Source organism: Lactobacillus sp. ESL1191, assembly GCF_058504435.1.
The window spans coordinates 770,558-792,033 of sequence record NZ_CP196365.1 but is presented as its reverse complement, the minus strand read 5'-3'; the positions used below and the strand labels follow the sequence as shown (position 1 = coordinate 792,033).

The 21,476-nt window shown below is 43.5% G+C and carries 19 protein-coding genes, 2 pseudogenes and 1 other annotated feature; of the genes and pseudogenes, 18 read left to right on the top strand and 3 right to left on the bottom strand.

The features are described 5' to 3' along the window. Window positions 1-121 precede the first annotated feature (121 nt). Window positions 122-1,078 carry a glycosylasparaginase gene (locus tag ACSYSN_RS04140; RefSeq protein ID WP_491711680.1) on the top strand — a complete coding sequence of 319 codons (957 nt, stop codon included), beginning with the start codon at window positions 122-124 and terminating at the stop codon, window positions 1,076-1,078. 42 nt (window positions 1,079-1,120) lie between these two features. Beyond that, on the top strand, window positions 1,121-1,771 hold the full coding sequence (locus ACSYSN_RS04135; RefSeq protein WP_491711679.1) for a copper homeostasis protein CutC: 651 nt from the start codon (window positions 1,121-1,123) through the stop codon (window positions 1,769-1,771). Window positions 1,772-1,920: 149 nt separating this feature from the next. Here ACSYSN_RS04135 and ACSYSN_RS04130 read toward each other — a convergent pair whose 3' ends face one another. Next, window positions 1,921-3,744 (bottom strand): FAD-dependent oxidoreductase, encoded by a 1,824-nt coding sequence (locus tag ACSYSN_RS04130; protein ID WP_491711678.1) that lies wholly within the window; start codon window positions 3,742-3,744, stop codon window positions 1,921-1,923. Window positions 3,745-3,883: 139 nt separating this feature from the next. On the opposite strand from ACSYSN_RS04130, the gene ACSYSN_RS04125 reads away from it, so the two are divergent. The 15 genes and pseudogenes from ACSYSN_RS04125 (at window position 3,884) to citX (ending at window position 18,878) form a co-directional block, all read left to right on the top strand. After that, entirely contained in the window at window positions 3,884-4,780 is an 897-nt protein-coding gene (locus tag ACSYSN_RS04125; protein ID WP_491711677.1) for a LysR family transcriptional regulator, read from the top strand. Between the two features lie 93 nt (window positions 4,781-4,873). Beyond that, window positions 4,874-5,113 (top strand) — a binding site (T-box leader). A gap of 62 nt (window positions 5,114-5,175) precedes the next feature. Beyond that, window positions 5,176-6,549 carry a branched-chain amino acid transport system II carrier protein gene (gene brnQ / locus ACSYSN_RS04120; RefSeq protein ID WP_491712868.1) on the top strand — a complete coding sequence of 458 codons (1,374 nt, stop codon included), beginning with the start codon at window positions 5,176-5,178 and terminating at the stop codon, window positions 6,547-6,549. A gap of 133 nt (window positions 6,550-6,682) precedes the next feature. After that, a complete protein-coding gene (locus ACSYSN_RS04115; protein WP_491712867.1) occupies window positions 6,683-8,692 on the top strand; it encodes a copper-translocating P-type ATPase in 2,010 nt (669 codons plus the stop codon). A gap of 166 nt (window positions 8,693-8,858) precedes the next feature. Then, window positions 8,859-10,262, top strand: a complete 1,404-nt coding sequence (locus ACSYSN_RS04110) for a class II fumarate hydratase (protein WP_491712866.1) — start codon at window positions 8,859-8,861, stop codon at window positions 10,260-10,262. 16 nt (window positions 10,263-10,278) lie between these two features. After that, window positions 10,279-11,673, top strand: coding sequence for a flavocytochrome c (locus tag ACSYSN_RS04105; RefSeq protein WP_491712865.1), 1,395 nt, complete (start codon window positions 10,279-10,281; stop codon window positions 11,671-11,673). Window positions 11,674-11,865: 192 nt separating this feature from the next. After that, the gene (locus ACSYSN_RS04100) at window positions 11,866-12,795 is read left to right on the top strand and encodes an L-lactate dehydrogenase (protein ID WP_491712864.1); all 930 of its coding nucleotides are present in this window, start codon (window positions 11,866-11,868) and stop codon (window positions 12,793-12,795) included. An 18-nt stretch (window positions 12,796-12,813) separates the two neighbouring features. Next, complete coding sequence (locus ACSYSN_RS04095) at window positions 12,814-12,942, top strand: hypothetical protein (protein ID WP_491712863.1); 129 nt, start codon at window positions 12,814-12,816, stop codon at window positions 12,940-12,942. Continuing rightward, window positions 12,909-13,391: an RraA family protein gene (locus ACSYSN_RS04090; RefSeq protein ID WP_491712862.1), complete on the top strand. Its 483-nt coding sequence runs from the start codon at window positions 12,909-12,911 to the stop codon at window positions 13,389-13,391. Before ACSYSN_RS04095 ends, ACSYSN_RS04090 begins: the two co-directional genes overlap by 34 nt. Window positions 13,392-13,402: 11 nt before the next feature. Next, window positions 13,403-13,665 (top strand): annotated as a pseudogene (locus ACSYSN_RS04085) (anion permease); the annotation flags it as partial. 2 nt (window positions 13,666-13,667) lie between these two features. Then, window positions 13,668-14,473 (top strand): annotated as a pseudogene (locus tag ACSYSN_RS04080) (alpha/beta fold hydrolase). Further along, window positions 14,466-15,521 (top strand): [citrate (pro-3S)-lyase] ligase, encoded by a 1,056-nt coding sequence (citC, locus tag ACSYSN_RS04075; protein ID WP_491712861.1) that lies wholly within the window; start codon window positions 14,466-14,468, stop codon window positions 15,519-15,521. The pseudogene ACSYSN_RS04080 and the gene citC overlap by 8 nt, the downstream one beginning before the upstream one ends. Next, window positions 15,511-15,807 carry a citrate lyase acyl carrier protein gene (gene citD / locus ACSYSN_RS04070; RefSeq protein WP_491712860.1) on the top strand — a complete coding sequence of 99 codons (297 nt, stop codon included), beginning with the start codon at window positions 15,511-15,513 and terminating at the stop codon, window positions 15,805-15,807. Before citC ends, citD begins: the two co-directional genes overlap by 11 nt. Then, window positions 15,808-16,722: an aldolase/citrate lyase family protein gene (locus ACSYSN_RS04065; RefSeq protein WP_491712859.1), complete on the top strand. Its 915-nt coding sequence runs from the start codon at window positions 15,808-15,810 to the stop codon at window positions 16,720-16,722. It begins immediately after the preceding gene. Next, a complete protein-coding gene (citF, locus tag ACSYSN_RS04060; RefSeq protein ID WP_491712858.1) occupies window positions 16,712-18,250 on the top strand; it encodes a citrate lyase subunit alpha in 1,539 nt (512 codons plus the stop codon). The genes ACSYSN_RS04065 and citF overlap by 11 nt, the downstream gene beginning before the upstream one ends. An 85-nt stretch (window positions 18,251-18,335) precedes the next feature. After that, the gene (gene citX / locus ACSYSN_RS04055) at window positions 18,336-18,878 is read left to right on the top strand and encodes a citrate lyase holo-[acyl-carrier protein] synthase (RefSeq protein ID WP_491712899.1); all 543 of its coding nucleotides are present in this window, start codon (window positions 18,336-18,338) and stop codon (window positions 18,876-18,878) included. Here citX and ACSYSN_RS04050 read toward each other — a convergent pair. Beyond that, a complete protein-coding gene (locus ACSYSN_RS04050) occupies window positions 18,875-19,819 on the bottom strand; it encodes a sugar-binding transcriptional regulator (RefSeq protein ID WP_491712857.1) in 945 nt (314 codons plus the stop codon). The two genes, citX and ACSYSN_RS04050, sit on opposite strands and share 4 nt — an antisense overlap. 81 nt (window positions 19,820-19,900) lie before the next feature. Beyond that, the gene (locus ACSYSN_RS04045) at window positions 19,901-20,401 is read right to left on the bottom strand and encodes an aminoacyl-tRNA deacylase (RefSeq protein ID WP_317636812.1); all 501 of its coding nucleotides are present in this window, start codon (window positions 20,399-20,401) and stop codon (window positions 19,901-19,903) included. Between the two features lie 61 nt (window positions 20,402-20,462). Here ACSYSN_RS04045 and prmA point away from each other — a divergent pair, with 61 nt between their 5' ends. After that, window positions 20,463-21,419: a 50S ribosomal protein L11 methyltransferase gene (gene prmA / locus ACSYSN_RS04040; protein WP_491712856.1), complete on the top strand. Its 957-nt coding sequence runs from the start codon at window positions 20,463-20,465 to the stop codon at window positions 21,417-21,419. The last annotated feature ends 57 nt before the right edge of the window (window positions 21,420-21,476 follow it).

Below are 21,476 nucleotides of genomic sequence, written 5' to 3'. Positions count from 1 at the left end.
CTTGAATCAACCTTAATTTTAATTAAGGTACATAAGTTTTTAGGTGAAAATAACTTTTGCCACTTGTGAGATTTGCTGGCCTAGGCTAAGATTTAGGTAATAAAAGCAAGGGAGTATAGAGATGAATACATGGGCAGCAATATCGACTTGGAGAATGTCGTATGATGGTCTGCAAGTAGCCAGTCAGCAACTAAATGAACAAGTCAGTGCTGGAGACGCAGTTGAAAAATTAATTAATACCGTAGAAGACTATCCCTTGTATAAGTCAGTCGGTTATGGCGGCTTGCCCAATGAAGAAGGGGTAGTTCAAGTAGATGCGGCTTTTATGGACGGCGATACTCTAGCTCAAGGAGCAGTAGCTGCACTTGAGAATGTTAAGCATGCCGTTTCAGTTGCCCGCCGGTTAAGCCAAAACAAGACTAACAGCTTTTTAGTGGGTCTGGGAGCGACCAAATTTGCGATGCAGGCTGGTTTTGAAATGACTAACATGCTGACCGAAGCGGCTAAAGCAAGCTGGCAAGACAGGCGCAAGTCAACACCAAATATAGACTTAAAGCCCTATGATGGTCATGACACGGTCGGTGCCATTACACTTGACCAGGCTGGCTCGATGGCAGCAGCCACATCTACTTCCGGTCTGTTTATGAAGAAGAGCGGTCGCACGGGCGATTCTCCGTTATCTGGTTCAGGCTTTTATGTTGATAGTGAAATTGGCGGCGCTGCGGCTACTGGCTTAGGCGAGGATATTATGAAGGGCTGCTTGTCTTATGAAATTGTTAGGCAGATGGCGGAGGGCAAGTCCCCGCAAGCAGCTTGTGATACGACCCTTTACCCCTTTATTGCCAAGCTAAAAAAACGCACTAGTCAGGTTGGCGCCATCTCCTTGATTGCGCTGAATAAGCAGGGCGCATGGGGCGTTGCCACGAATGTGGAATTTCCTTTCTGCGTGGCCACGGCTGAAGGGGGAGCTCAGATTTACTTTGCCCAGCTTGGTCAAGCTGGAGTAACCCCAATCAAAGCAGTTTCGTCAGCGTGGTTTGATGAGTATGAAAAGCAAAATGGGATTAGCCTTGATTAGGTGATGGTTAAGTTGCATAACTAGTACAGAAGGAAAAGATAAATGTTGAAAGAAGCTTGTGTTGAAGATTTTGCCAGCGCTGCTCAAATGATTGCAGCTGGCGCTGGACGAATTGAGCTAAATAGTGACTTAAGTACTGGCGGAACAACGCCATCATTTGGCTTGATTAAGAAAACGGTTGATTACGCCCACCACCATAACGTTCCGGTCGTGGTGATGATTAGGCCGCGAGGTGGTAATTTTGTCTATGATGAAGCTGAACTTGCCATCATGGTAAGTGACATACAAGTTGCCAGTTTGGCCGGGGCTGACGCGGTCACGTTTGGTTGCTTGACTAAGGACTGCCAGCTCAACCAACTTCAAATGAAACGCTTGATTAACTTGTCACGAAATTTGGGCCTTGAGGTTGTCATGCACATGGCCTTTGATGCCATTCCAGCCGCAGATCAGCAAGCAGCACTCAACTGGTTGGTAACCAGTGGTGTTTGCCGTATTTTGACGCATGGCGGGAGTCTGGATCAACCAATTTTAGCCACGATACCACACTTAAAAAAAATTATGGAATGGGCCGGTCAGCGCATCACAATCTTACCGGGTGGCGGTATTACGGCCACTAATTGCGCTACTATTGCAAGCAGATTAAATGTAGAACAACTACATGGCACCAGGCTGGTTGCAACAAAAAAAGCATAGAAAAAGAGTAAAGAGTCTGGGAGATAAGTGCTCTTTAACTTAAACGAAAATTTCACAATTTAAAAAGGCTGACAATTCAACGTTTGTTAACGTGATATGTCAGTCTTTTTTGGGTAGATTAGACTTTTTTCTAGGTTCTTTTAGCTAAATTAGTTATTCTGCTTAAGATATTCTTGCGCATGTATGGCAGCGTGTCGGCCAGAATTAACATTATGGGCACAGGCTGAACCACCTAAAGTAATCGTATAGACATCCCGATACTGCATCGTTGAATCCATTCCGGCAGCATATAAACCAGGGATTTTAGTAAAGTCGTTAGTAATAACTTCGAATTTTTGATTTGAACCAATTCCACCAATCCCGATTAAGTTTGAGGGATCAAGGCGAGCAATGTAATAAGGGCCTTCTTTCATCGCCAGTAGCATATCTTTATCCTTGTTAAATTCCAAATCGTGTCCACGCTCACAGTATGAATTGTAGTTTTCCATGGTTTCAACTAAAACATTTTCTGGTAAGCCAACGGCTTGCGCTAGACCAGCGAATGAATCCGCTTTAAAGAGCGAATCACCATCGTTTGTTTTAACTGCTTGGGCTAGTATCTGGTCTGCCCTAGGGACGTCTTTTGTAATTTGATCATAAATTTTCTGGGTGAAAATTTCATACGTAACTCGAGTTGATTTAATTGCCATTCGTTGGTAGAGCAGGTTATCTTTTTTGACATTTTCGTTAACTAAACGGCGCCCGTCTTGGTTAACGAACACAACTGGTCCACCTGCTGGTAGAGACATAAAACCATTAATTGGATCAATGTACAAGTGTACACCTTCGTGTGGCAGAGCTTGAATATAGTTCATCATAAACTCGGGTGACTCTTTTAAAAAGTCTTTTGCGCCAACGGACATAGCCATTTGATAACCGTCACCTGTGTTGCTGGGCATGGAGCAATAATGAATATTTTTAGTCGACCAGCCTTGGGCTTCGAGTAATTTAGGGTTGTGCCCTACGCCACCAGTTGCTAGTAGGGTAGCCTTGGCACTAATTTTAATGCTACCTGCGGGTGTGTTAGCGTAGACGCCCTTGACTATGCCATCTTCGTAAATAATACTGGTAGCAGCTGTTTCAAGTAAGAATTGTGCTTTGAGTTTATCAGCCTGTTTTTTCATGTAAGGGGCATACCCAACTGAAGCAAAGCCCCCCTTAAACCAGTGAAAAGTTGGAAACATGCAGGTGCCATGGTAATCATCAACATTAGTTAATTGCACCCCTAAATCTACTAGCCAGTCAATATTGGCAGCGGAATTATTAATTAAATCAACCCAAAAAGAGCCATCTGCTCGGTATTGTCCTAGTTCTGCTTCTTTGGCAATAATGTCTTCTGGTTCGGCATGTATTCCAGCAGCTGCTTGCATTTTGGTGTTAATCCCAAAAATGCCTTCAACCCCGCCACCGTTGCCAGCGACAAAGCCATTTTTTTCAATTACAATTGTTTCCATTCCTAATTGACGAGCTTGAACTGCTGCTGCAAGTCCTGCAATACCAGCACCAACAATTAAAAAATCGGTATGATATTCTTTTACGACTTGTTTAGGTTTATTACGCCAGCTAGCAAAAGTTTTTTGCGGATCAGTTAAATCTGGTGTTTTTGATGACGGGTCACTATTTTTGCTATTTGAGCGTAACTTAAAGTCAGCAGGATCTCCTCCAGCCTGTTCAATTACAGTGCTCACTGCTTGAATTAAGCCATTAACGGAATGGGTTGCGCCAGTAATCGCATCGACGTCAATACTTTGCTTTTGAATGATTTCTTGAGGTACCTTAGTAAAAACACTTTCTTCCAAACTGCCAGGAATCATTGGCTCCTGTGGAAGTATCTGACTAATCTGATTATCAGTAATTTCAACTTCTAGTGGCATCGTTTCTTTTTCGTATTCTTGTGCAATAACAGCGTAACGTCCAGCTCGCAATTTTTTCATAATTTTTCTCCTTAAAAAGTTGCAATTGTTCTGTTAATATTTATGAACTTAATATAACATTGGTTAAAGGAGCACAACTAATCAAGAATATGATTGTTTATAAGTTTTACTGATATATAGGATATAGAAGGTAATCAAAATGAATTATGATCACTTAGCTGTTTTTGTAAATTTAGCTGAAACCTTAAACTTTTCGCGCACTGCCTTACAAATGAACTTGTCTCAATCAGCAGTTTCACAAACTATTTCTTCGATGGAAAAAGAGCTCAATTTTTTACTGTTTTATCGGACAAGAAAGCAGGTACAGTTAACGAAAAGTGGAGAAAATTTTTATGCTTCGATGAAGCCCATGTTAAACCTCTACAATAAGTCGGTCCAAAAGGCCCAAAGAATTGCTAGTGCCAGAGCGGAAGATCTAACCATAGGTTACAGCGGAACGCCGTACGAAATTTCAATGCTACCTAATATCATTAAAGAATATCGGCAAGTTAAAGCAAACAACTGGCCAAATATCTACTTGGAAAATTTTGCTCATAATAGTCTAAAAGATCATTTGTTAAATGGAGACTGTGATCTGATCTTTACCATGCCTGACATCGTGGCTAAAATTGCCAATATCCATTATACGGATTTGGTTGAAGGTAAATATTATGCCAATTTTTATGGTCCCAAGGCAGCTTGTGAATCAGCCTTGCCATTAACCAGTTTGAGTAATTATCGCTTGATTTTTTTAGATAGTAAGTGGTGTCCACCTTCCCAAAATGAACTGCAAAAGGCGATTGTCAAAGAGAATAAGCATTTAAATTTGGTTTATTCTAACAACATTTTAAATTCGCATGTAATGGTTCAAGCTAATTTGGGGGTGGGTATTTGGGCTGATTTTGTTTCAGACTTTGCGGATCGGCAGCTACATGGTATTCCACTAATATATCCAGTGCAGCCGCATTATGGGATAGCGATGCTTGAATATGGCATGACTAAAACTGCTAAATCCTTTGTTACCTGGTTAAAAAACAACTACGCCAATTTTGTGTAAACGACATTGCTAACAGCTATGATTGAGTTAGCGTAAGCTAGTTTTATTTTTTGGTTGACAATAAATAAGTTGTTGATTAGAATATTATTAATATAAAATGCAATGAAAAGAAGAGTAGGGTTGTAGGTAGCGTATTAGAGAGTCCTGATGGTGAAAAGGGATCGTGAAAACAATCTGAAAGTAACTTTGAGCAAGCTAGTGAATTTAATTAGTTAGTATTGGTGACACCCATTATCGTGTTAGCGTATCGCAATTGGGCTGTACGTGAAGTGACTGCGGCTTTTGAGAATTAGGCAGTAAAATAGGTGGTACCGTGCGTGAAGCACCCTTGATGATAATCAAGGATGCTTTTTTATTTTAAAGACGCTGCTAGTTAAGAAATTGAGGAAGATTGTATGGAAGAGATTAGACCGGATGAAAATACCAAACCATTAACCTGGAAGCAATATTTAGTGGTTGCTTCCCTATTATTTGGCTTGTTTTTTGGGGCAGGAAATTTGATTTTTCCTGTTCACTTGGGCCAACTAGCAGGAGCCAAGTGGCTGGCTGCTACTGCCGGTTTTTTAGTAACCGCCGTGCTTTTGCCACTGTTAGCCGTTTTAGCGATTAGTGTCAGTCATGCCAAGGGAATCTACGATATTGGTCGTCCTTTGGGCCGAAAGTATGCGCTGGCCTTTATGGTGCTAATCCACCTGACCCTGGGCCCCTTATTTGCAACCCCGCGGACCGCTAGTATTTCATTTTCGGTTGGTTTGCAACCTGTCTTACCAGCCAAACTTGCGCAGCCATGCCTACTCGTTTTTTCCGCTATTTTTTTTATTTTAGCGTTTATTATTTCTTATCAAGAAACAACTATCTTGGACAGTGTTGGTCGCGTCTTGAATCCAATTTTTCTACTTTTACTGTTTGTTGTTTTTCTGCTGGCAGCTGCAAAGCCAATGGGTGCGGCTCGTCAGCAGACAGTCACTGCTGCTTATCACAATATGGCCTTTTTTAATGGTTTTCTGCAGGGCTATAACACGATGGATGCTTTAGCTGGCTTGGCCTTTGGTTATACGATTGTTTCAGCGGTCAAGCAGCTAGGCAAGACTTCAGCCAAGAGTAACGCAAAAGTTACTGCGAGAGCTGGTGTTATTGCTACTGGCGAAATTGGACTGATCTATATTGCACTGATTTGGCTGGGGGCAACAACTCTTAAGCACTTTAAACCCTCAGCTGAAGGTGGTACAGCCTTCAATCAGATTGTTACTTATTACCTTGGTGACTTTGGGCATGCCCTCCTGGCTACTTTGGTGACGCTAACTTGTTTAACGACCGCAGTGGGCCTGCTAGCGGCTTTTGCACAGGACTTTCACCGCAGTTTTTCAAAAATCAGTTATCATACCTGGCTGGCAATCATGACCTTTGCATCATTTGTGACGGCCAATTTTGGCCTCGACACAATCATTGCTTGGTCAACCCCAATGTTGATGTTTTTGTATCCAATTGCCATTGTGTTAATTGTCCTGTCGATTGCTAAGACAGCTTTTGCTGGCGATCCAGTTGTGTACTTTTGGGCAATCGGACTGACCATGATTCCTGCACTACTCGATATGTTAGCCTCGTTTCCCCCGGTTATCAGCCAAAGTCCGTGGGCTCATTTTATCAAGGAACTCCAAGTACGTTTGTTGCCTTTGGCTGCAATCGGTCTGGACTGGGTAATTCCGGCAGCGGTCGGAATTACCGCTGGCTTACTGGTGCATTTTTACCGCAAACGACCAAAGCAGTAGCAAAACTATGCAGATTAGCTTTTAGATGGGCCACTTTTTTTGACAACTACTATTAATAAAAGTAGATTGAAGGAGAAGAATAAAGTGATTGTGAGTTAAAAGATTGGACTGAGCAAGTTGGCTAAAAACGAAAATGAAGACAAAAAGCGGACTGCAATGCACGCTGGTCATGAACATGGCAGAAATGAACATGGGTAATCAGCTTATGATGCCGATGGGCAATTTAAAGCAGCGCTTGCTAGTTTCGGTGGTTTTGGCACTGCCAATCTTGTTTTTGGCACCAGCAATGGGCATTAGTCTACCATTTCAATTCTCTTTTCCCGATTCGGATTGGGTGGTAGTAGTTTTTGCCACTATTTTATTTTGCTACGGTGGTTGGCCTTTCTTTAAGGGTGCCTGCTCTGAGTTAAAAGAGCGCCGGCCTGAAATGATGACGCTGATTACGCTCGGAATTTCCACGGCCTACCTCTACAGTTTGTATGCCTTCATCCGCAATGACTTAGTACAGAGTTCAGAACATACAATGGACTTTTTTTGGGAACTGGCTACTTTAATCTTAATTATGTTGCTCGGTCACTGGATTGAGATGTCGTCGGTAATGTCGGCCAATAGCTCGGTTCATGATTTAGCCAAGCTTTTGCCTGATAAAGTACACCAAAAGCAGGGTAAGCGAACCGTTGAGGTGAAAATTAACGACGTCAAACAAGGCGCACTTATTTTGATTAAAGCCGGTGAAAGTATCCCCTTAGACGGTACTATTCTAGCAGGATCTAGTCGGGTTAACGAGTCGCTAGTGACGGGGGAAGCCCGCGAGGTCTTCCGGAAAAAAGGTGATCGAGTAATCGGGGGTTCGCTTAATGGTAGTGGTGCTCTGACGGTCAAGGTCAATAATCCGGCTAATTCAGGTTTTTTGGCTAATGTTAACCAGCTAGTACAGTCATCGCAGATGACCAAGTCCAGGCTGCAGGACCTGGCTGATCGCGTTTCGGGCTGGCTTTTCTATGCCGCTCTAGTTGTGGGAATTATTGCTTTAATTGTTTGGACTGGCATGCGCGGTATTGGTACTGGCTTAGAGCGCATGGTCACTGTCCTGGTCATTGCCTGCCCGCACGCCTTGGGGCTAGCAATTCCTTTAGTTAATGCTAAATCCACGGCTATCGGAGCAAAGCATGGTCTTTTGATTAGAAACCGTAAAGTCATTAGCGTTAGCTCAAAACTTAATTATCTCTTATTGGATAAGACGGGCACTTTGACCGCAGGAAAGTTCCGGGTCAATAAGTTTGCAAGTTTGAGTTCTGACCTCGACGCACAAGCGGTACTGGCCATTACTGCTTCTTTAGAACAGGATTCAACTCATCCGATTGCCCAGAGTGTCTTGCAATTTGCCCAAGCCAAAAAGGTTGACTTACTGACGTTAACTAATGGTCAAAATCTGCCAGGTAAGGGGATTAGCGGTACCATCAATGGTCATCATTATCAGCTTGTCAATGAACAGGCAGCGCGATCGCAAGTTGAAGTCTTTCCGGCAATTGATACCTTAAATAATACCGCTAGTTACCTCATAGAAGGAGGAACCGTCCTAGGCTATTTGCTAGTTGGAGACGAGATTAAACCTGGTGCCCAATCTTTAATTAAACAGATTAAAAAGTTAAATATTACACCCGTTATGTTAACTGGTGATAATCGCGAGGCCGCGCAAGGAATTGCAAAAAAGTTAGGCATAACTGAAGTTTATACCGATTTAATGCCAGAAGATAAGGAAAAAATTGTTGCTCAGTTTCAAGACCAAGCTAGCAAGGTGATGATGGTAGGCGATGGGATCAATGATGCGCCTAGTTTGGCCAAGGCTGATATTGGCGTTGCCATTGGTGCTGGTACGGATGTAGCGGTAGACTCGGCTGACGTTGTCTTAGTTAATAGTAATCCAACTGATATTATTAGCTTCTTACAATTGGCCCAGCATACGCAACAAAAAACCGTCCAAAATTTGTGGTGGGGCGCAGGCTACAACATCGTTGCCCTTCCGCTGGCGGCCGGACTTTTGGCACCCTGGGGAATTATCCTCACGCCAGCAGTTGGTGCAGCTTTGATGGCACTTTCTACCATAATTGTAGCTATTAATGCTGAAACTTTAAAAATTTAGGCCACTGGTAAGAGCGAGATCTTTAAACTTTCGCCTTTTTAAAAAATTAAATAATTTGCCATTTATTTTAAAGATATTGAAAAAGCAACTGTTAGCAGGTATGATGAATAGTAGTTATTAGTTAAGTAAGTTTCATACAGTAAAACAGGACAAAAGGAGTTTAGTGATGAGTGAAGTAGAGTACCGAATTGAAAGTGACACGATTGGTCCGGTTAAAATTCCCAAAAATGCTTTATGGGGTCCGCAAACAGAGCGCAGTCGGAATAATTTTCCCAGTGGGGAGTTAATGCCACTAGCAGTTATTCGTACTTTTTTGCAGTTAAAAAAGGCGGCGGCTGTATCTAACGTTGAAGTCGGTGACGAGCCTCAGGAGAAGGGGCAAGCGATTGTGGAAGCAATTGACCAGTTATTGGCACTAAATGATGATGACTTGCGCAAGGACTTTCCTTTACACGTGCTCCAAACTGGATCAGGCACTCAAAGTAACATGAATGTTAACGAGGTGGTTGCTAATCTGGCCAACAAGTTGCACCCCGAATTAACAATTCTGCCTAATGATGATGTTAATCGGGGGCAGTCTTCTAACGATACTTATCCGACAGTGATGAATATTGTGGCGGTTGAGGCACTGGATAAGTTAGAACCAGCTCTTCAGCACCTTATCAATGAACTAAAGGTCAAGCAAGACCAGTATTGGACGACAGTCAAGGTGGGCCGGACTCACTTGCAGGATGCCACCCCAATTACCTTTGGCCAGGAAGTATCCGGCTATCTAGCGGCTTTAAAGCACGATTTAGCCTATATCAAGGAACTTAAGCCGACGCTCTATGAGTTGGCAATTGGTGGTACGGCGGTTGGTACGGGGCTAAATGCAGCGCCGGGAATGACGAGCAAGATTGCTGCCCAATTATCTGTAGTTTATGGACATAAGTTTGAAGTGGAGACCAACAAGTTCTGGGGTTTGGCTCACCATTCTGGAATTGATGTAGTGCACGGTGCACTCAAAACGCTGGCGGCCGATTTGTTTAAAATCGCCCAAGACATCCGCTTCCTGGCTTCTGGTCCGCGAGCTGGTTACCATGAATTAAATATTCCGGCAAATGAACCAGGTTCCTCAATTATGCCTGGTAAGGTAAATCCAACCCAAGCGGAGGCAGTGACCATGGCTGCAGCAAAGGTCTTTGGGAACGATACGACTATCACCTTTACTGCTTCACAAGGCAACTTTGAAATGAACGTTTTCAAGACGGTCATGATTACCGCTTTTTTGGACTCGTGTGACATATTAACGGGGACCATTACGGGTTTTGCTGACAAGATGATTGCGGGTCTGACTGTTAACGCTAGCAAGATGAATGAATTATTAGAAGACTCGTTGATGACAGTTACTGCTTTATCACCGCACATTGGCTATCATGATGCTGCCAAAATTGCACAAACTGCCGACCAGGAAGGGTCAACCCTTAAGGCAGCAGCTTTAAAGAGTGGTAAGGTCACTGAAGAGCAATATGAAGCTTGGATGGATTACATGCAGATGACCAATATTGACCGGACGAAACCAGAAGAATAAAAGGGAGAATTGATTAATGGCTAAATTTGTTTTTGCACCAAACCGAACTGATGAGATTGCGCCAAGTTACGACGCAATTATTGTCGGAGCCGGTGGAGCAGGTTTGACCGCTGCACTCCAGGCTAATGAGCTAGGCTTGAAGGTTGCAGTTTTTGAAAAGAATGACCAATTAGGTGGCAATACCAGTCGGGCTTCGTCTGGAATGAACGCCGCTGAGAGCTTAGTCCAGTTAAAAGCAGGTATTATTGACGACAAAGAAGACTTTTTCCGTGAAACGCTTAAAGGTGGTGGTCGCCTAAATGATCGCGAGCTACTGAGATATTTTGTGGATCATTCTGCCAGTGCAATTGACTGGCTCAGTGATCACGGTATTGATCTGAGTAACCTCACGATTACGGGGGGAATGAGCAAAAAGCGGGCTCACCGGCCTGCTTCCATGGCCCCGGTGGGCAGTTACTTGGTGTCTGGCGCACTGGAGCAAGTTCAGAAAGCAAACATTCCAATTTTTATCCGATCTAAGGTAATTGAATTACTGCAGGATGATGGACAGAAGGTCGTGGGCGTCAAGCTATACACGGACGCGGGTGTTAAAACTGTTAGGGCCAAGGCAGTGCTTCTGGCCTCTGGTGGCTTTGGGTCCTCTAAAGAGTTAATCAAAAAGTACCGTCCTGACTTAGTCGATTACAAAACTACCAATCAGCCGGGCGCAACCGGTGATGGTTTGAAACTGGCCGAGCAAATTGAAGCTCAACTTGAACAAATGGACTTTATCCAAGTTCATCCGACTGCCCAAACTGATACGGAACACGTCTACTTGATTGGTGAGGGACTCCGCGGCGAGGGTGCTATCCTTGTTAATAAGGCAGGTCAAAGGTTTGTTAACGAAATGGACACCCGCAAGATTGTGTCTAATGCGATTAGTAACTTACATGAAGACGGGGCATATTTGATTTTTGATCAGGGAATCCGACAGAACTTTACCGCGGTGGAGTTTTATGACAGCATTGGACTGGTTAGCCGCGGTGATACCTTAGAAGAAGTAGCCGAATCAAGTGGCATTGACCCCGCCGGATTAACGATGACTGTTCAAACCTGGGATAGCGCTGTAACTGCGCAAAAAGACGAGAAATTTGGCCGCAAAACGGGGATGGACCGGACTATTGCTCGTGGACCCTTCTTTGCTATTCATGTTAATCCTGCTATTCACTATACAATGGGTGGAATTCACATTACACCCAAAACTGAGGTATTAGACACTGATGGAAATATCATCAAGGGTCTCTATGCTGCCGGTGAAGTTTCTGGCGGCTTACATGGTAACAATCGGATCGGAGGTAACTCGATTGCGGAAACGGTCGTGTTTGGTCGTCAAGCCGGAATCCAAATGACGGCTTTCGTGCGTAGAAGTTAGTAAACATAAAAAGACACCTAACAATGTTAAGTGTCTTTTTATGTGGTTAAGCAAGTATTCTAAAAATACAAATATTTTTGCAATATATAAAAAATAATTTATTTATTTTAAATATTGCAAAAATAAGAATTAAATTTATAATTAGTTAATAGTAGAGAATAGTAAAATTTTAATTTTTGAAAGGAAATAATTATGACCAAAAAAATATTACTTGTTGGTGACGGTGCTGTTGGGTCGACTTTTGCTAATGACTTGTTGCAACATACTAAGGTTGATGAATTGGTAATAGCTGATGTCGTCAAAAAACGACCGGTCGGTGATGCGATGGACTTGGAGGATATTACGCCGCTGGTTGGTGGCTGTAATATTCATCCGGGTGAATATGCTGATGCCAAAGATGCTGATGTTGTAGTTATCACTGCCGGAGTGCCACGCAAACCCGGAGAAACTCGGCTTGATCTGGTTAACAAGAATGTCGGCATTTTGAAAAGTATCATTCAGCCAGTAGTTGATTCAGGCTTCCAAGGAATCTTTGTTGTTTCTGCCAATCCGGTTGATATTCTGACCACGTTAACCCAGAAACTATCAGGTTTTCCAAAAAACAAGGTAATTGGGACAGGTACTTCACTGGATTCAGCGCGGCTCCAGGTTGAATTGGCTAAAAAGCTGCAAGTACCGGTTACTGAGGTCAACTCGTTGGTTCTGGGCGAACACGGTGATACCTCCTTTGAAAACTTTGACGAGTCCACTATTTCTGGTAAGGCTTTACGTGACTTTAGTGGCATTAATGACCAGGTCCTGGCCGAAATTGAACAGGACGTCCGCCAAAAGGGTGGTGTAATCATTGAGCATAAGGGTGCCACCTTCTACGGAATTGCCATGATGTTGACGCAAATTGTCAGTGCAATTTTAGAAAATCGGGCAATTGTGCTACCGCTGTCAGCTCCAATTAATGGGGAATATGGCATCAAGCGTGACCTCTATTTAGGTACGCCAACTGTAATCAATGGGGCAGGAATTAATCAAGTAATCGAAACTAAGCTATCTGATGCTGAATTAAAGAAGATGTGCAACTCCGCCGAAAAGATGCAGGAAGTATTAGCAGCAATTGATTTAGCTTAAGCAAAAGAAGGCCTTAATGTGCAAAACGGAAAGCGCATCTATTTAAAAAGAAAATTACCTGATCAAGATTTAATCCAGGCCTATCGCGAATTACCGGCTTCAAATGTTGCGGATTGCATGAACCGAACTGGGGCGATGTACTGGTAATTGATAACGAGGAAGACAACACCCGGGCAGTTATCGGTGAAGTGATGATGACGTGGTTACGCGATCAAAGACATGTGGCTGGCGTCGTTGTTGACGGTCCTATGCGTGATATTGACAGCCTCCGCAACTGGGATCTACCAATCTATGCAGTTAGTACTACGCCTAACGGACCATATAAGGAAGGTCCAGGCGAAATCAACGTGCCGGTTTCTTGCGGAGGTATTGCCGTAAATCCCGGTGACCTGATTCTGGGTGACGGTGATGGTGTAATCAAAATTGAGCGTGCTGAAGCAGCAACTTTGCTAGCTCGGGCGCAAGCTTTTCACCAAAAAGATGACGCCAAAGCGGCAAGTTATCACGAGGGGACGGGCGACCTCGCTTGGATTGATAATGAACTTAAGCATAAAGATTATCAAATAATTGACGATTATTATCGCCCTGAAAGTTAAAAGGGAAAATTATGAAAAATTTAGAAAAGGTAAATTATCGCGGGTTTGTGCTTCCCCTTGTTTGCGGGATTATCTTGTGGTGCATGACGCCGTTGCGACCAGCGGGACTTTCGCTAGTCACTTGGCAAATGTTTGCCATCTTTGTGGCGACGATTGTGGGTTGTATTACTAAACCCTACCAATTGGGGGGATAACTCTGATTGGCTTGATTGTAACTGTTTTAGTCGGCCTAGCTCCGATTAAGGATGAAGTGAACCCCAAAACTGGTGTGGTAAAATGCTGCAACAATTTAACTTCATTACCAATGATGGGGTAAGGATTAATTATTATGATAGCTTAACCGATCAGCCACCAATCTTGGCCGTTCCAGGTATTGGTGGTTCGGCGCTAATGTGGCAGCAGTGCGCTCAACTCTTTAGTCAGGATTTTCGTTTTATTGTGCTCGATCCGCGCAATCAAGGCAAATCGGAGCGCACCTTTAAAGGACAAAGAATAAGTCGACACGCTGTCGATTTGGCAGAACTGATGCAGCAGCTGAACCTAAAATCTGTGGTTGGCATAGGTAATTCGATGGGAGTGGCCAACTTATGGGCGACTATTTCATTATTTGGTGAGAACCGTTTTCGGGCCCTGGTTGACTTAGATCAGCCACCTAAGATGATTAAGGATCAATCTTGGCAGTATGGCTTTAAAGATTTAACTTGGGAAAACTTTCCGCAGTACCTTAAATTTGATTTTGGTACTGGTATCTATAGCCACGTTGATGACACCATGTTCAACCAGGCTAAGGCTGAAGCGCAGAAGTTCCCATATCATCCCGAAGATAATTTTCTCTGTCGGATTGACCATGCAGCGCAAGACTGGTGGGATGTATTGGTTGGATTGAAAGTGCCAATGTTGGTCCTAGCAGGTGAAAATTCACCGTTTTTGACTATCACTTTGCTGCTGCCATGACGACCCTAAATTCTGTGATTAAGGCTGAAACAATTCCTAATTGTGGCCATTTGCTACAAGCGGAACAACCCCAGCTGGTCTATCAGCAAGTGATGAGCTTTCTTAAAAAGGTAAAAGCAAATGGATAAGATAGTTGACTTGTATTTAAATATTCCAGCGACACGCAAAAAGTGGGAAAATTTCCTGGCAAAAAGGGGGATTACCAACTTTAGTTCACGGGAAGTTGAGGTTATTGACCATACCTTTGGACTATTTGATGATCAAAATGAACTAGTCGGCACTGGCAGTGTTGTTGGCAATGTTTTGAAATATCTTGCTGTCTGTAACCAAGATGCAGTGGCAGGGGCGCGGTTCAATCAACTAGTGACAGTTTTGCAGCAGTATTTGTTTAATCAAAATATTTACCACAGTTTAGTCTTTACCAAGGAGGAGTATGCAGCTAGTTTTGCCCATCTGGGATTTACTGAATTAGCTCGAACTGAAACGGCTGCCTTTTTGGAAACTGGGACACCTGATATTGATGACTTTTTGGTTAAACTTCCGCAGGTTGCTAACCAAGCTAGCCAGCAAGTTGCGGCTATCGTCATGAATGCCAACCCCTTTACACTTGGACACCGGCAACTGGTGGAACTAGCCAGTCGAGAAAATGACCTGGTTTATGTCTTTGTTGTTGCAACAGATGCTTCACTGTTTAACACAAAAGAACGGCAGGAACTGGTTAAGGCCGGTACGGCCGACTTGGACAATGTACTGGTCGTCAGCGGGGGCGACTATTTAGTTTCGCAATCAACTTTTCCGGCTTATTTTTTAAAGTCGCCCGCTGAACTGATCGTCAGTCAAACTGCAGTTGATGCTCTTGTTTTTAAAAATAAGATTGCACCAGCATTAGCAATTAAACGTCGTTATCTAGGAACTGAACCATTTTCACGGACAACTAATTTCTATAACCAAAGTTTGGTTAATATCCTAAGTCCTGAGATTGACGTCAGAATTGTTGAACGCTTTAGCACTAAGGAGCAAATTATTACAGCAACTCGCGTTAGACAGTTGCTTAAAACAGATCAGCTTGCGGCAATTGCTGCACTGGTGCCAGCTAGCACGATGAATTTTATGCTAGCGCATCAGCAAGATTTACAAAAAAGAATTAAGGAAGGAATGAACATTAATGGAAATTAAAACAGTTGGTGTCGCCGGCACTTTAGAATCTTCTGATATCCAAATTATGGTGTTACCGGCAACCGGAGGAATTCAAATTGAGCTTGATTCAGAGGTTGCTAAGGCTTATGGTAAGCAAATTAAAAAGGTAATTACCGCTACTTTGACCGATTTTGGTATTACTAGTGCCAAGATCAAGGCAACGGATAAAGGGGCCCTTGACTGTGTCGTTGCAGCGCGGACGTTAGCTGCTGTGCAACGGGCAACCGGAACAACAGACCAGCCCAAATTGGAGGTATTGCAATAAATGACTTACGTTAAAAATCGTTTGCGGCGAACCATGATGTTTGTTCCTGGTAACAATCCAGCAATGATTAAGGATGCTGGTATTTATGGGGCAGATTCAATTATGCTAGACTTGGAAGATGCGGTTTCCTTGACTGAAAAAGATGCAGCTAGAATGTTGGTTTATAACGCCATCAAGACGGTTGACTTCGGAGGAGCAGAAATTGTGGTCAGAATTAATGGGCAAGATACACCGTTTTATGACGAAGATGTCAAAGCGATGGTACGAGCTGGCGTGGACGTTATTCGGCTGCCTAAGACTGAATCGGCGGAAATGATTCAAAAATTAGTTCATGACATGGAAAGAGCTGAAGCGGAATATGGGTTAGCCCAGGGCTCTATTGGTGTGATGGCGGCAATTGAAAGCGCCAAGGGGGTTTTGAATGCACCAGCAATTGCCGCAGCCTCGCCATTAATGATGGGACTGGCTGTTTCTGGTGAAGATTACACCGCTGACATGCACACCCACCGTTATCCCGATGGTCGTGAACTCGAATTTGCGCGTAATATGGTTCTCCAAGCAGCCCGGGCTGCTGATGTCTATGCCTTTGACACGGTTTTTTCCAATATGAATGACCTGGAGGGATTCTACCGAGAAACTCGTTATATCTATGAATTGGGTTATGACGGTAAGTCACTCGTTAATCCGCGACAAGTTTCAATGGTCAACGAGGTTTTCAACCCGACTAAGGATGAGATTGAAGCGGCCCTAGCTGTTCAAAATGCGATTCGCGAAGCCAAGGCTAAGGGCTCTGGAGTTATTTCGCTGAACGGTAAGATGGTTGATAAGCCAGTGGTTGAAAAAGCTAACCGGGTCCTTGAAACGGCCAAGGCTTCTAAGCTGATTGATGAGGAGGGAAAGTACATTGAAAAATAGGGTAAACCGTGAATTACCAGCTGCATTAATGGCACAAATGAATTTAGCACCATTTACGTCAAGTGAGATTGGTAATCCGGAAATAAAACGGGTAGCACCTAAAGTGGCAGTTACTACGGGAACAAATAAGGTAGCTGAATCACTGGCCAAGGTTATTAAAGAGACCTTGAAAGATGGAATGACAATTTCATTCCACCACCATTTTCGCAATGGAGACTTTGCCTTCAATGAAGTAATGGACCAAATTATTGCAATGGGCTACCAGAATTTAACTTTGGCCCCATCCTCGCTTACCGGTATTATGAACGATAAGGTAATTGAGGCCATTAAAAAGGGAGTAATCACCAATATCACTTCGTCTGGTATGCGCGGTAGTCTAGGTGAATTTGTCTCGCGAGGTGGACTGAAGAATCCGGTCATCTTTCGTTCACACGGTAATCGTGCTCGGTCAATTGAAGAGGGCGAGATCAAAATCGACATTGCTTTTTTGGGCGTTCCAGTTTCTGATCCCGCTGGCAATGCCAATGGTCAAGACGGTGACGCAGTCTTTGGTTCTTTAGGTTACGCCTTAATCGATGCTCAATATGCCGACAAGGTCGTTCTTTTGACTGACAACATTGTTGATTATCCTAATACGCCGGCATCAATTAAGCAAACACAGGTTGACTACGTTGTTAAGGTAGCTAAAATTGGCGATTCTGACCAGATAGGTTCCGGTGCTACCCGTTTTACCAAGGATCCTAAGGAATTAAAGATTGCCGAGATGGTTAATCAGGTAATCGTGAATTCACCTTACTATCAGCAGGGCTTTTCGTTCCAAACTGGTTCTGGTGGTGCAGCGCTAGCAGTTACGCGCTATTTGCGCCAGTCAATGCTTAAAGACGGATTGACAGCCTCTTTTGCTCTAGGCGGAATTACTAAGCCAACAACCGATCTTTTAGAGGAGGGCTTGGTCAAGAAAATCATGGATGTCCAGGATTTTGACAAGGGCGCAGCCCTGTCCATGGCCAAGAATAGTGGTCAGCAAGAAATTGATGCCTCTTGGTACGCTGATCCGCATAACAAGGGCGCAGTGGTTAATAACCTCGATATCGCGATTCTCTCAGCCCTACAGATTGACACTGATTTCAATGTGAATGTGATGACGGGATCTGATGGGGTGATTCGGGGAGCCATTGGTGGTCACCAGGATGCTGCTTCTGCCAAGCTGACCATCATTACTGCACCACTTGTGCGTGGCCGTAACGCAACTGTTGTTCCAGCGGTTGAAACTGTGGTTACACCTGGCAGTTCAATTGATGTCTTGGTAACCGAGCGCGGAATTGCCGTCAACCCTAACCGTCAGGACTTACTCGAAGTCTTCAGCCAAGTTCCTGACCTCAACTTGGTGGACATCAAAGAACTGCAAAAGATGGCTGAAGAGCAGGTTGGTGTTCCCCAACCGCTAGAATATACTAACCGGACGGTTGCGTTAACTCAGTATCGGGATGGCACCATAATTGATCAAATAAAACAAGTTAAAGACTAAAATTAAAAACGTGAAAATAAGTTCAAAGCCGATTTTCACGTTTTTTTAGTTATAATATTTAAAAGAGGATGGTGACGTGACTGCAATGAGTAAGTCAATCTTTCTAGCGGGTCAAGAACAGGATATTAAGACGGTATTAGCCAATCGGGATGACCGACTGGCATTGCAAAGAAAAGCCTTTCAGCAGTATCCCCAGGCAACCCTGCTTGATGTTAAGCTCAATATTCCAGGACCAATCAAAAATAACCGCTACTTGCAGAAATTATTTGAAGCAGGCATCTCTGACCTAGAAGAGCGGCTCCAGGAAAAACAATATGCCTACACAACGTTTGCAACTTGGCATCAAGAAACTGGCTGTGAACAGTTTTACATCTTAAAAGTAGACGCCGCTAAGGTTAAACAACTGGCCATATCCTTTGAAGATGCGGCTGAAATTAACCGTTTGTTTGACGCTGATGTGCTGGTGCAAAACCAAAAACAGGCCCTATCTCGTTTAGATAATGGTCTGTTACCGCGCAAATGCTTTTTATGCAACCGGCCAGCCAAAGAGTGTGCGCGCTCGCGGCGGCACTCCGTAGCAGAAATGCAGGAATACATTAGTAAAATTTTTGCCCAGACATTTTGTTAGAGCTGCTGATTTTTGTGTAATACGCGCTCTGCAATGCCACTAGTTGTTAGCAAGTGGGTGATTACTCTGCTTCTAAGTGCGCCGAGTAGGGCATCTTCCTTAAAGCGGTTCTTCACCGTCACAAAGCGGTTAGGGATGCGCATAATGTCATCAAGACTAATGCCAGAAATGTGGGCTTCAAGCGGCTGGTAAAAGTTACCCTTAATGTCATAGGGGCGACCAAAGATAATACCGGCAATTTCTTCCTGTTTCCCCGGTTCAAACAGGTGGTCTGCATAATGGTCCATAAAAAACTGGCCTGATTCAAGGGACTGAACTGTTCCGATACTAGCAAAAGCAAGGTCGATCTGCGCAAAGAAGTGTTCAATATACTGGTAATAGGGTTCCTGCTTGATATTCTGTACCAGGTCCGGGTTGATTGCATATAACGGGGCCGGGAAGGTCAGACTTTGGGCGTTAAACTTGTCTGCAGCCTCTTGGACTAGTTGATTTTTTCGTTTACTCGAATTGACAGCCTGGCCCAAAAGTTGAACGAAGGTTAGATTTTCCTGATTGGTTTCGGAAAAGTTGTTAATAATGTCCTTCAACAACGTACCCCAAGTTAGGCCAATGACGTGTGCGGACTTAGCGTAATTTTGAATCTGTTTAGCGGCATAATTAACAATCATCTCATTATCTTGGTTTTTAGTTTCCAAGTCCGTTAAGATGTATACTTCTTTCAGGTTGAACAAACGTTGCAGTTCTTTTTCCAGTTTTTCGGCGCGTTTGGGGCTTTGGTAAATGCTGATTTTGACAATCCCCTTGTCTTGGGCTTCTTCGATTGCCTTTGTAATTAGGTAGCGGGAAAGGTTGTATTTCTTGGAAATATCGGCAATGTTTAACTTACTGAGAAAATAATCATGTGCGATATTTGCTAGTTGTTCATCAGTTAATAATGTCATTTTGATCGTCCTTATCTTGCTTCATTAATTATCTTTACCAATATATTCTGGCAGCTATTGCTACCGCCCAAGCAGGAACCTTTATTCTAACAAATCACCAAAGATTCCAGCGGTAACTTTTTGCAAATCATGCGGATCTAGAAAAACGCTGCGCCCAACTTTGCCACTGGAAACGGCAATCTCTGCTTCATTTTCCATACTTTCATCAAGAAAAATTGGAAAGTGATGTTTGAAGTAGATGCCGATTGGGGTGTTGGCCCCATGGACGTAGCCTGTAGTCCGTTCAAGGTCCTTTAGCGGGAGTAGCTCACACTTCTTATTACCAGAATGCTGGGCCAACTTCTTCATACTCAAATGGGCTGTTACCGGAATAACACCAACCACCACACCAGTTTTGTTGCCAGTGCAGACCAGTGTCTTGTAGACCAAATGTTCATTCTCGTTTAAAATAGAAGTATCCATTTGGGCTACACCGCCTGCATCTGCGTGAGTAGCAAAGACCGTTTGATGGTAGGGAATCTGGTTGCGATCAAGTATTTTCTCGACGAGGGTTTTTTCAATTTTCTGTTTCTTTTTAGACATAGTTAATATCACCACCATTAATCATAGCATTGATAAAAGAAAAACAAAAAGGGGTAGAACGATGAAATTGTTAGTGATTAAAGTAGAGACCAGCCACGAAGTGGAAGACGCGCTGACTAGCTATAGTCAAGACGTATTACAGAGTCAGGGAATTGAAGTGCGGCAGCGGTCTGACTTTGAAGAAGCAGGCTGGAAGCATGATGCGACTGTAGTTGAGCTAGCTGAAATCGCCAACTTACCTGACGACCTACAGTTTATGGCTTACTTCAGTGGGGAAAGTGATCGTGAGCACTTAATCAATGAGTATCGAACCAAGTTGAAGGAACTGCAGCAGCTTGGCCTAGCAACTGGCCTAGCCCAGGTAAGTGCCAGTTATATTGAGGACGAGGATTGGAATACCGTTTGGCAAAAATTTTATCACGTACTTAACCTTTCGCGGCATTTGGCGATTGTACCAGAATGGGAAAAATACCAGCCCCAATTTAATGATCAGCAACTAATCAAGTTAGATCCGGGTCTGGCCTTTGGCACAGGTAATCATACCACTACTCAGCTAGCTCTGATGGGGCTGGAACGAGCTCTAATCAAGCCCATGAAGATAGTCGATGTTGGTACCGGGTCGGGGATTTTGGCAATTGCAGCTGCCCTTTTGGGAGCCGAGCAAGTACTCGCAACTGACATTTCTGATGAGGCAATTACAGCTGCTCACGAAAATATTGCCTTGAACCAGTTGACTAACATTGATATTAGGCAGACTAGCCTACTGGCAGGAGTATCGGGCAAGTATGACCTGATTGTGGCTAATATTTTGGCAGAGATTTTGCTTGATTTAATTCCGCAATTGGATGAACATTTAAATAATGGCGGGCAAGTCATTTTTTCTGGGATCGATTACTTGCAGTTCGACAAAATCAAGCAGGCCCTTGACCAACATGGTTTTCAGATTGCCCTTACGATGAAACAAGAACGGTGGGTTGGCTTAGTAATTGAGAGAAAAGAAGATCAAGAAGAGTTATAATATGAATCTAAGACTAAGTAAGGAATTAGCAAATTGATTGATAAACTTAATCACATA

What these genes read in the sequence shown, in the direction of transcription:
- brnQ (WP_491712868.1), top strand. Translation starts at nt 5,176, where the DNA reads ATGGAAGAGATTAGACCGGATGAAAATACCAAACCATTAACCTGGAAG.
- ACSYSN_RS04135 (WP_491711679.1), top strand. Translation starts at nt 1,121, where the DNA reads ATGTTGAAAGAAGCTTGTGTTGAAGATTTTGCCAGCGCTGCTCAAATG.
- citC (WP_491712861.1), top strand. Translation starts at nt 14,466, where the DNA reads ATGGATAAGATAGTTGACTTGTATTTAAATATTCCAGCGACACGCAAA.
- ACSYSN_RS04045 (WP_317636812.1), bottom strand. Translation starts at nt 20,401, where the DNA reads ATGTCTAAAAAGAAACAGAAAATTGAAAAAACCCTCGTCGAGAAAATA.
- citD (WP_491712860.1), top strand. Translation starts at nt 15,511, where the DNA reads ATGGAAATTAAAACAGTTGGTGTCGCCGGCACTTTAGAATCTTCTGAT.
- ACSYSN_RS04125 (WP_491711677.1), top strand. Translation starts at nt 3,884, where the DNA reads ATGAATTATGATCACTTAGCTGTTTTTGTAAATTTAGCTGAAACCTTA.
- ACSYSN_RS04100 (WP_491712864.1), top strand. Translation starts at nt 11,866, where the DNA reads ATGACCAAAAAAATATTACTTGTTGGTGACGGTGCTGTTGGGTCGACT.
- ACSYSN_RS04130 (WP_491711678.1), bottom strand. Translation starts at nt 3,744, where the DNA reads ATGAAAAAATTGCGAGCTGGACGTTACGCTGTTATTGCACAAGAATAC.
- ACSYSN_RS04105 (WP_491712865.1), top strand. Translation starts at nt 10,279, where the DNA reads ATGGCTAAATTTGTTTTTGCACCAAACCGAACTGATGAGATTGCGCCA.
- ACSYSN_RS04140 (WP_491711680.1), top strand. Translation starts at nt 122, where the DNA reads ATGAATACATGGGCAGCAATATCGACTTGGAGAATGTCGTATGATGGT.
- ACSYSN_RS04115 (WP_491712867.1), top strand. Translation starts at nt 6,683, where the DNA reads ATGAAGACAAAAAGCGGACTGCAATGCACGCTGGTCATGAACATGGCA.
- citX (WP_491712899.1), top strand. Translation starts at nt 18,336, where the DNA reads ATGAGTAAGTCAATCTTTCTAGCGGGTCAAGAACAGGATATTAAGACG.
- prmA (WP_491712856.1), top strand. Translation starts at nt 20,463, where the DNA reads ATGAAATTGTTAGTGATTAAAGTAGAGACCAGCCACGAAGTGGAAGAC.
- ACSYSN_RS04065 (WP_491712859.1), top strand. Translation starts at nt 15,808, where the DNA reads ATGACTTACGTTAAAAATCGTTTGCGGCGAACCATGATGTTTGTTCCT.
- ACSYSN_RS04050 (WP_491712857.1), bottom strand. Translation starts at nt 19,819, where the DNA reads ATGACATTATTAACTGATGAACAACTAGCAAATATCGCACATGATTAT.
- ACSYSN_RS04110 (WP_491712866.1), top strand. Translation starts at nt 8,859, where the DNA reads ATGAGTGAAGTAGAGTACCGAATTGAAAGTGACACGATTGGTCCGGTT.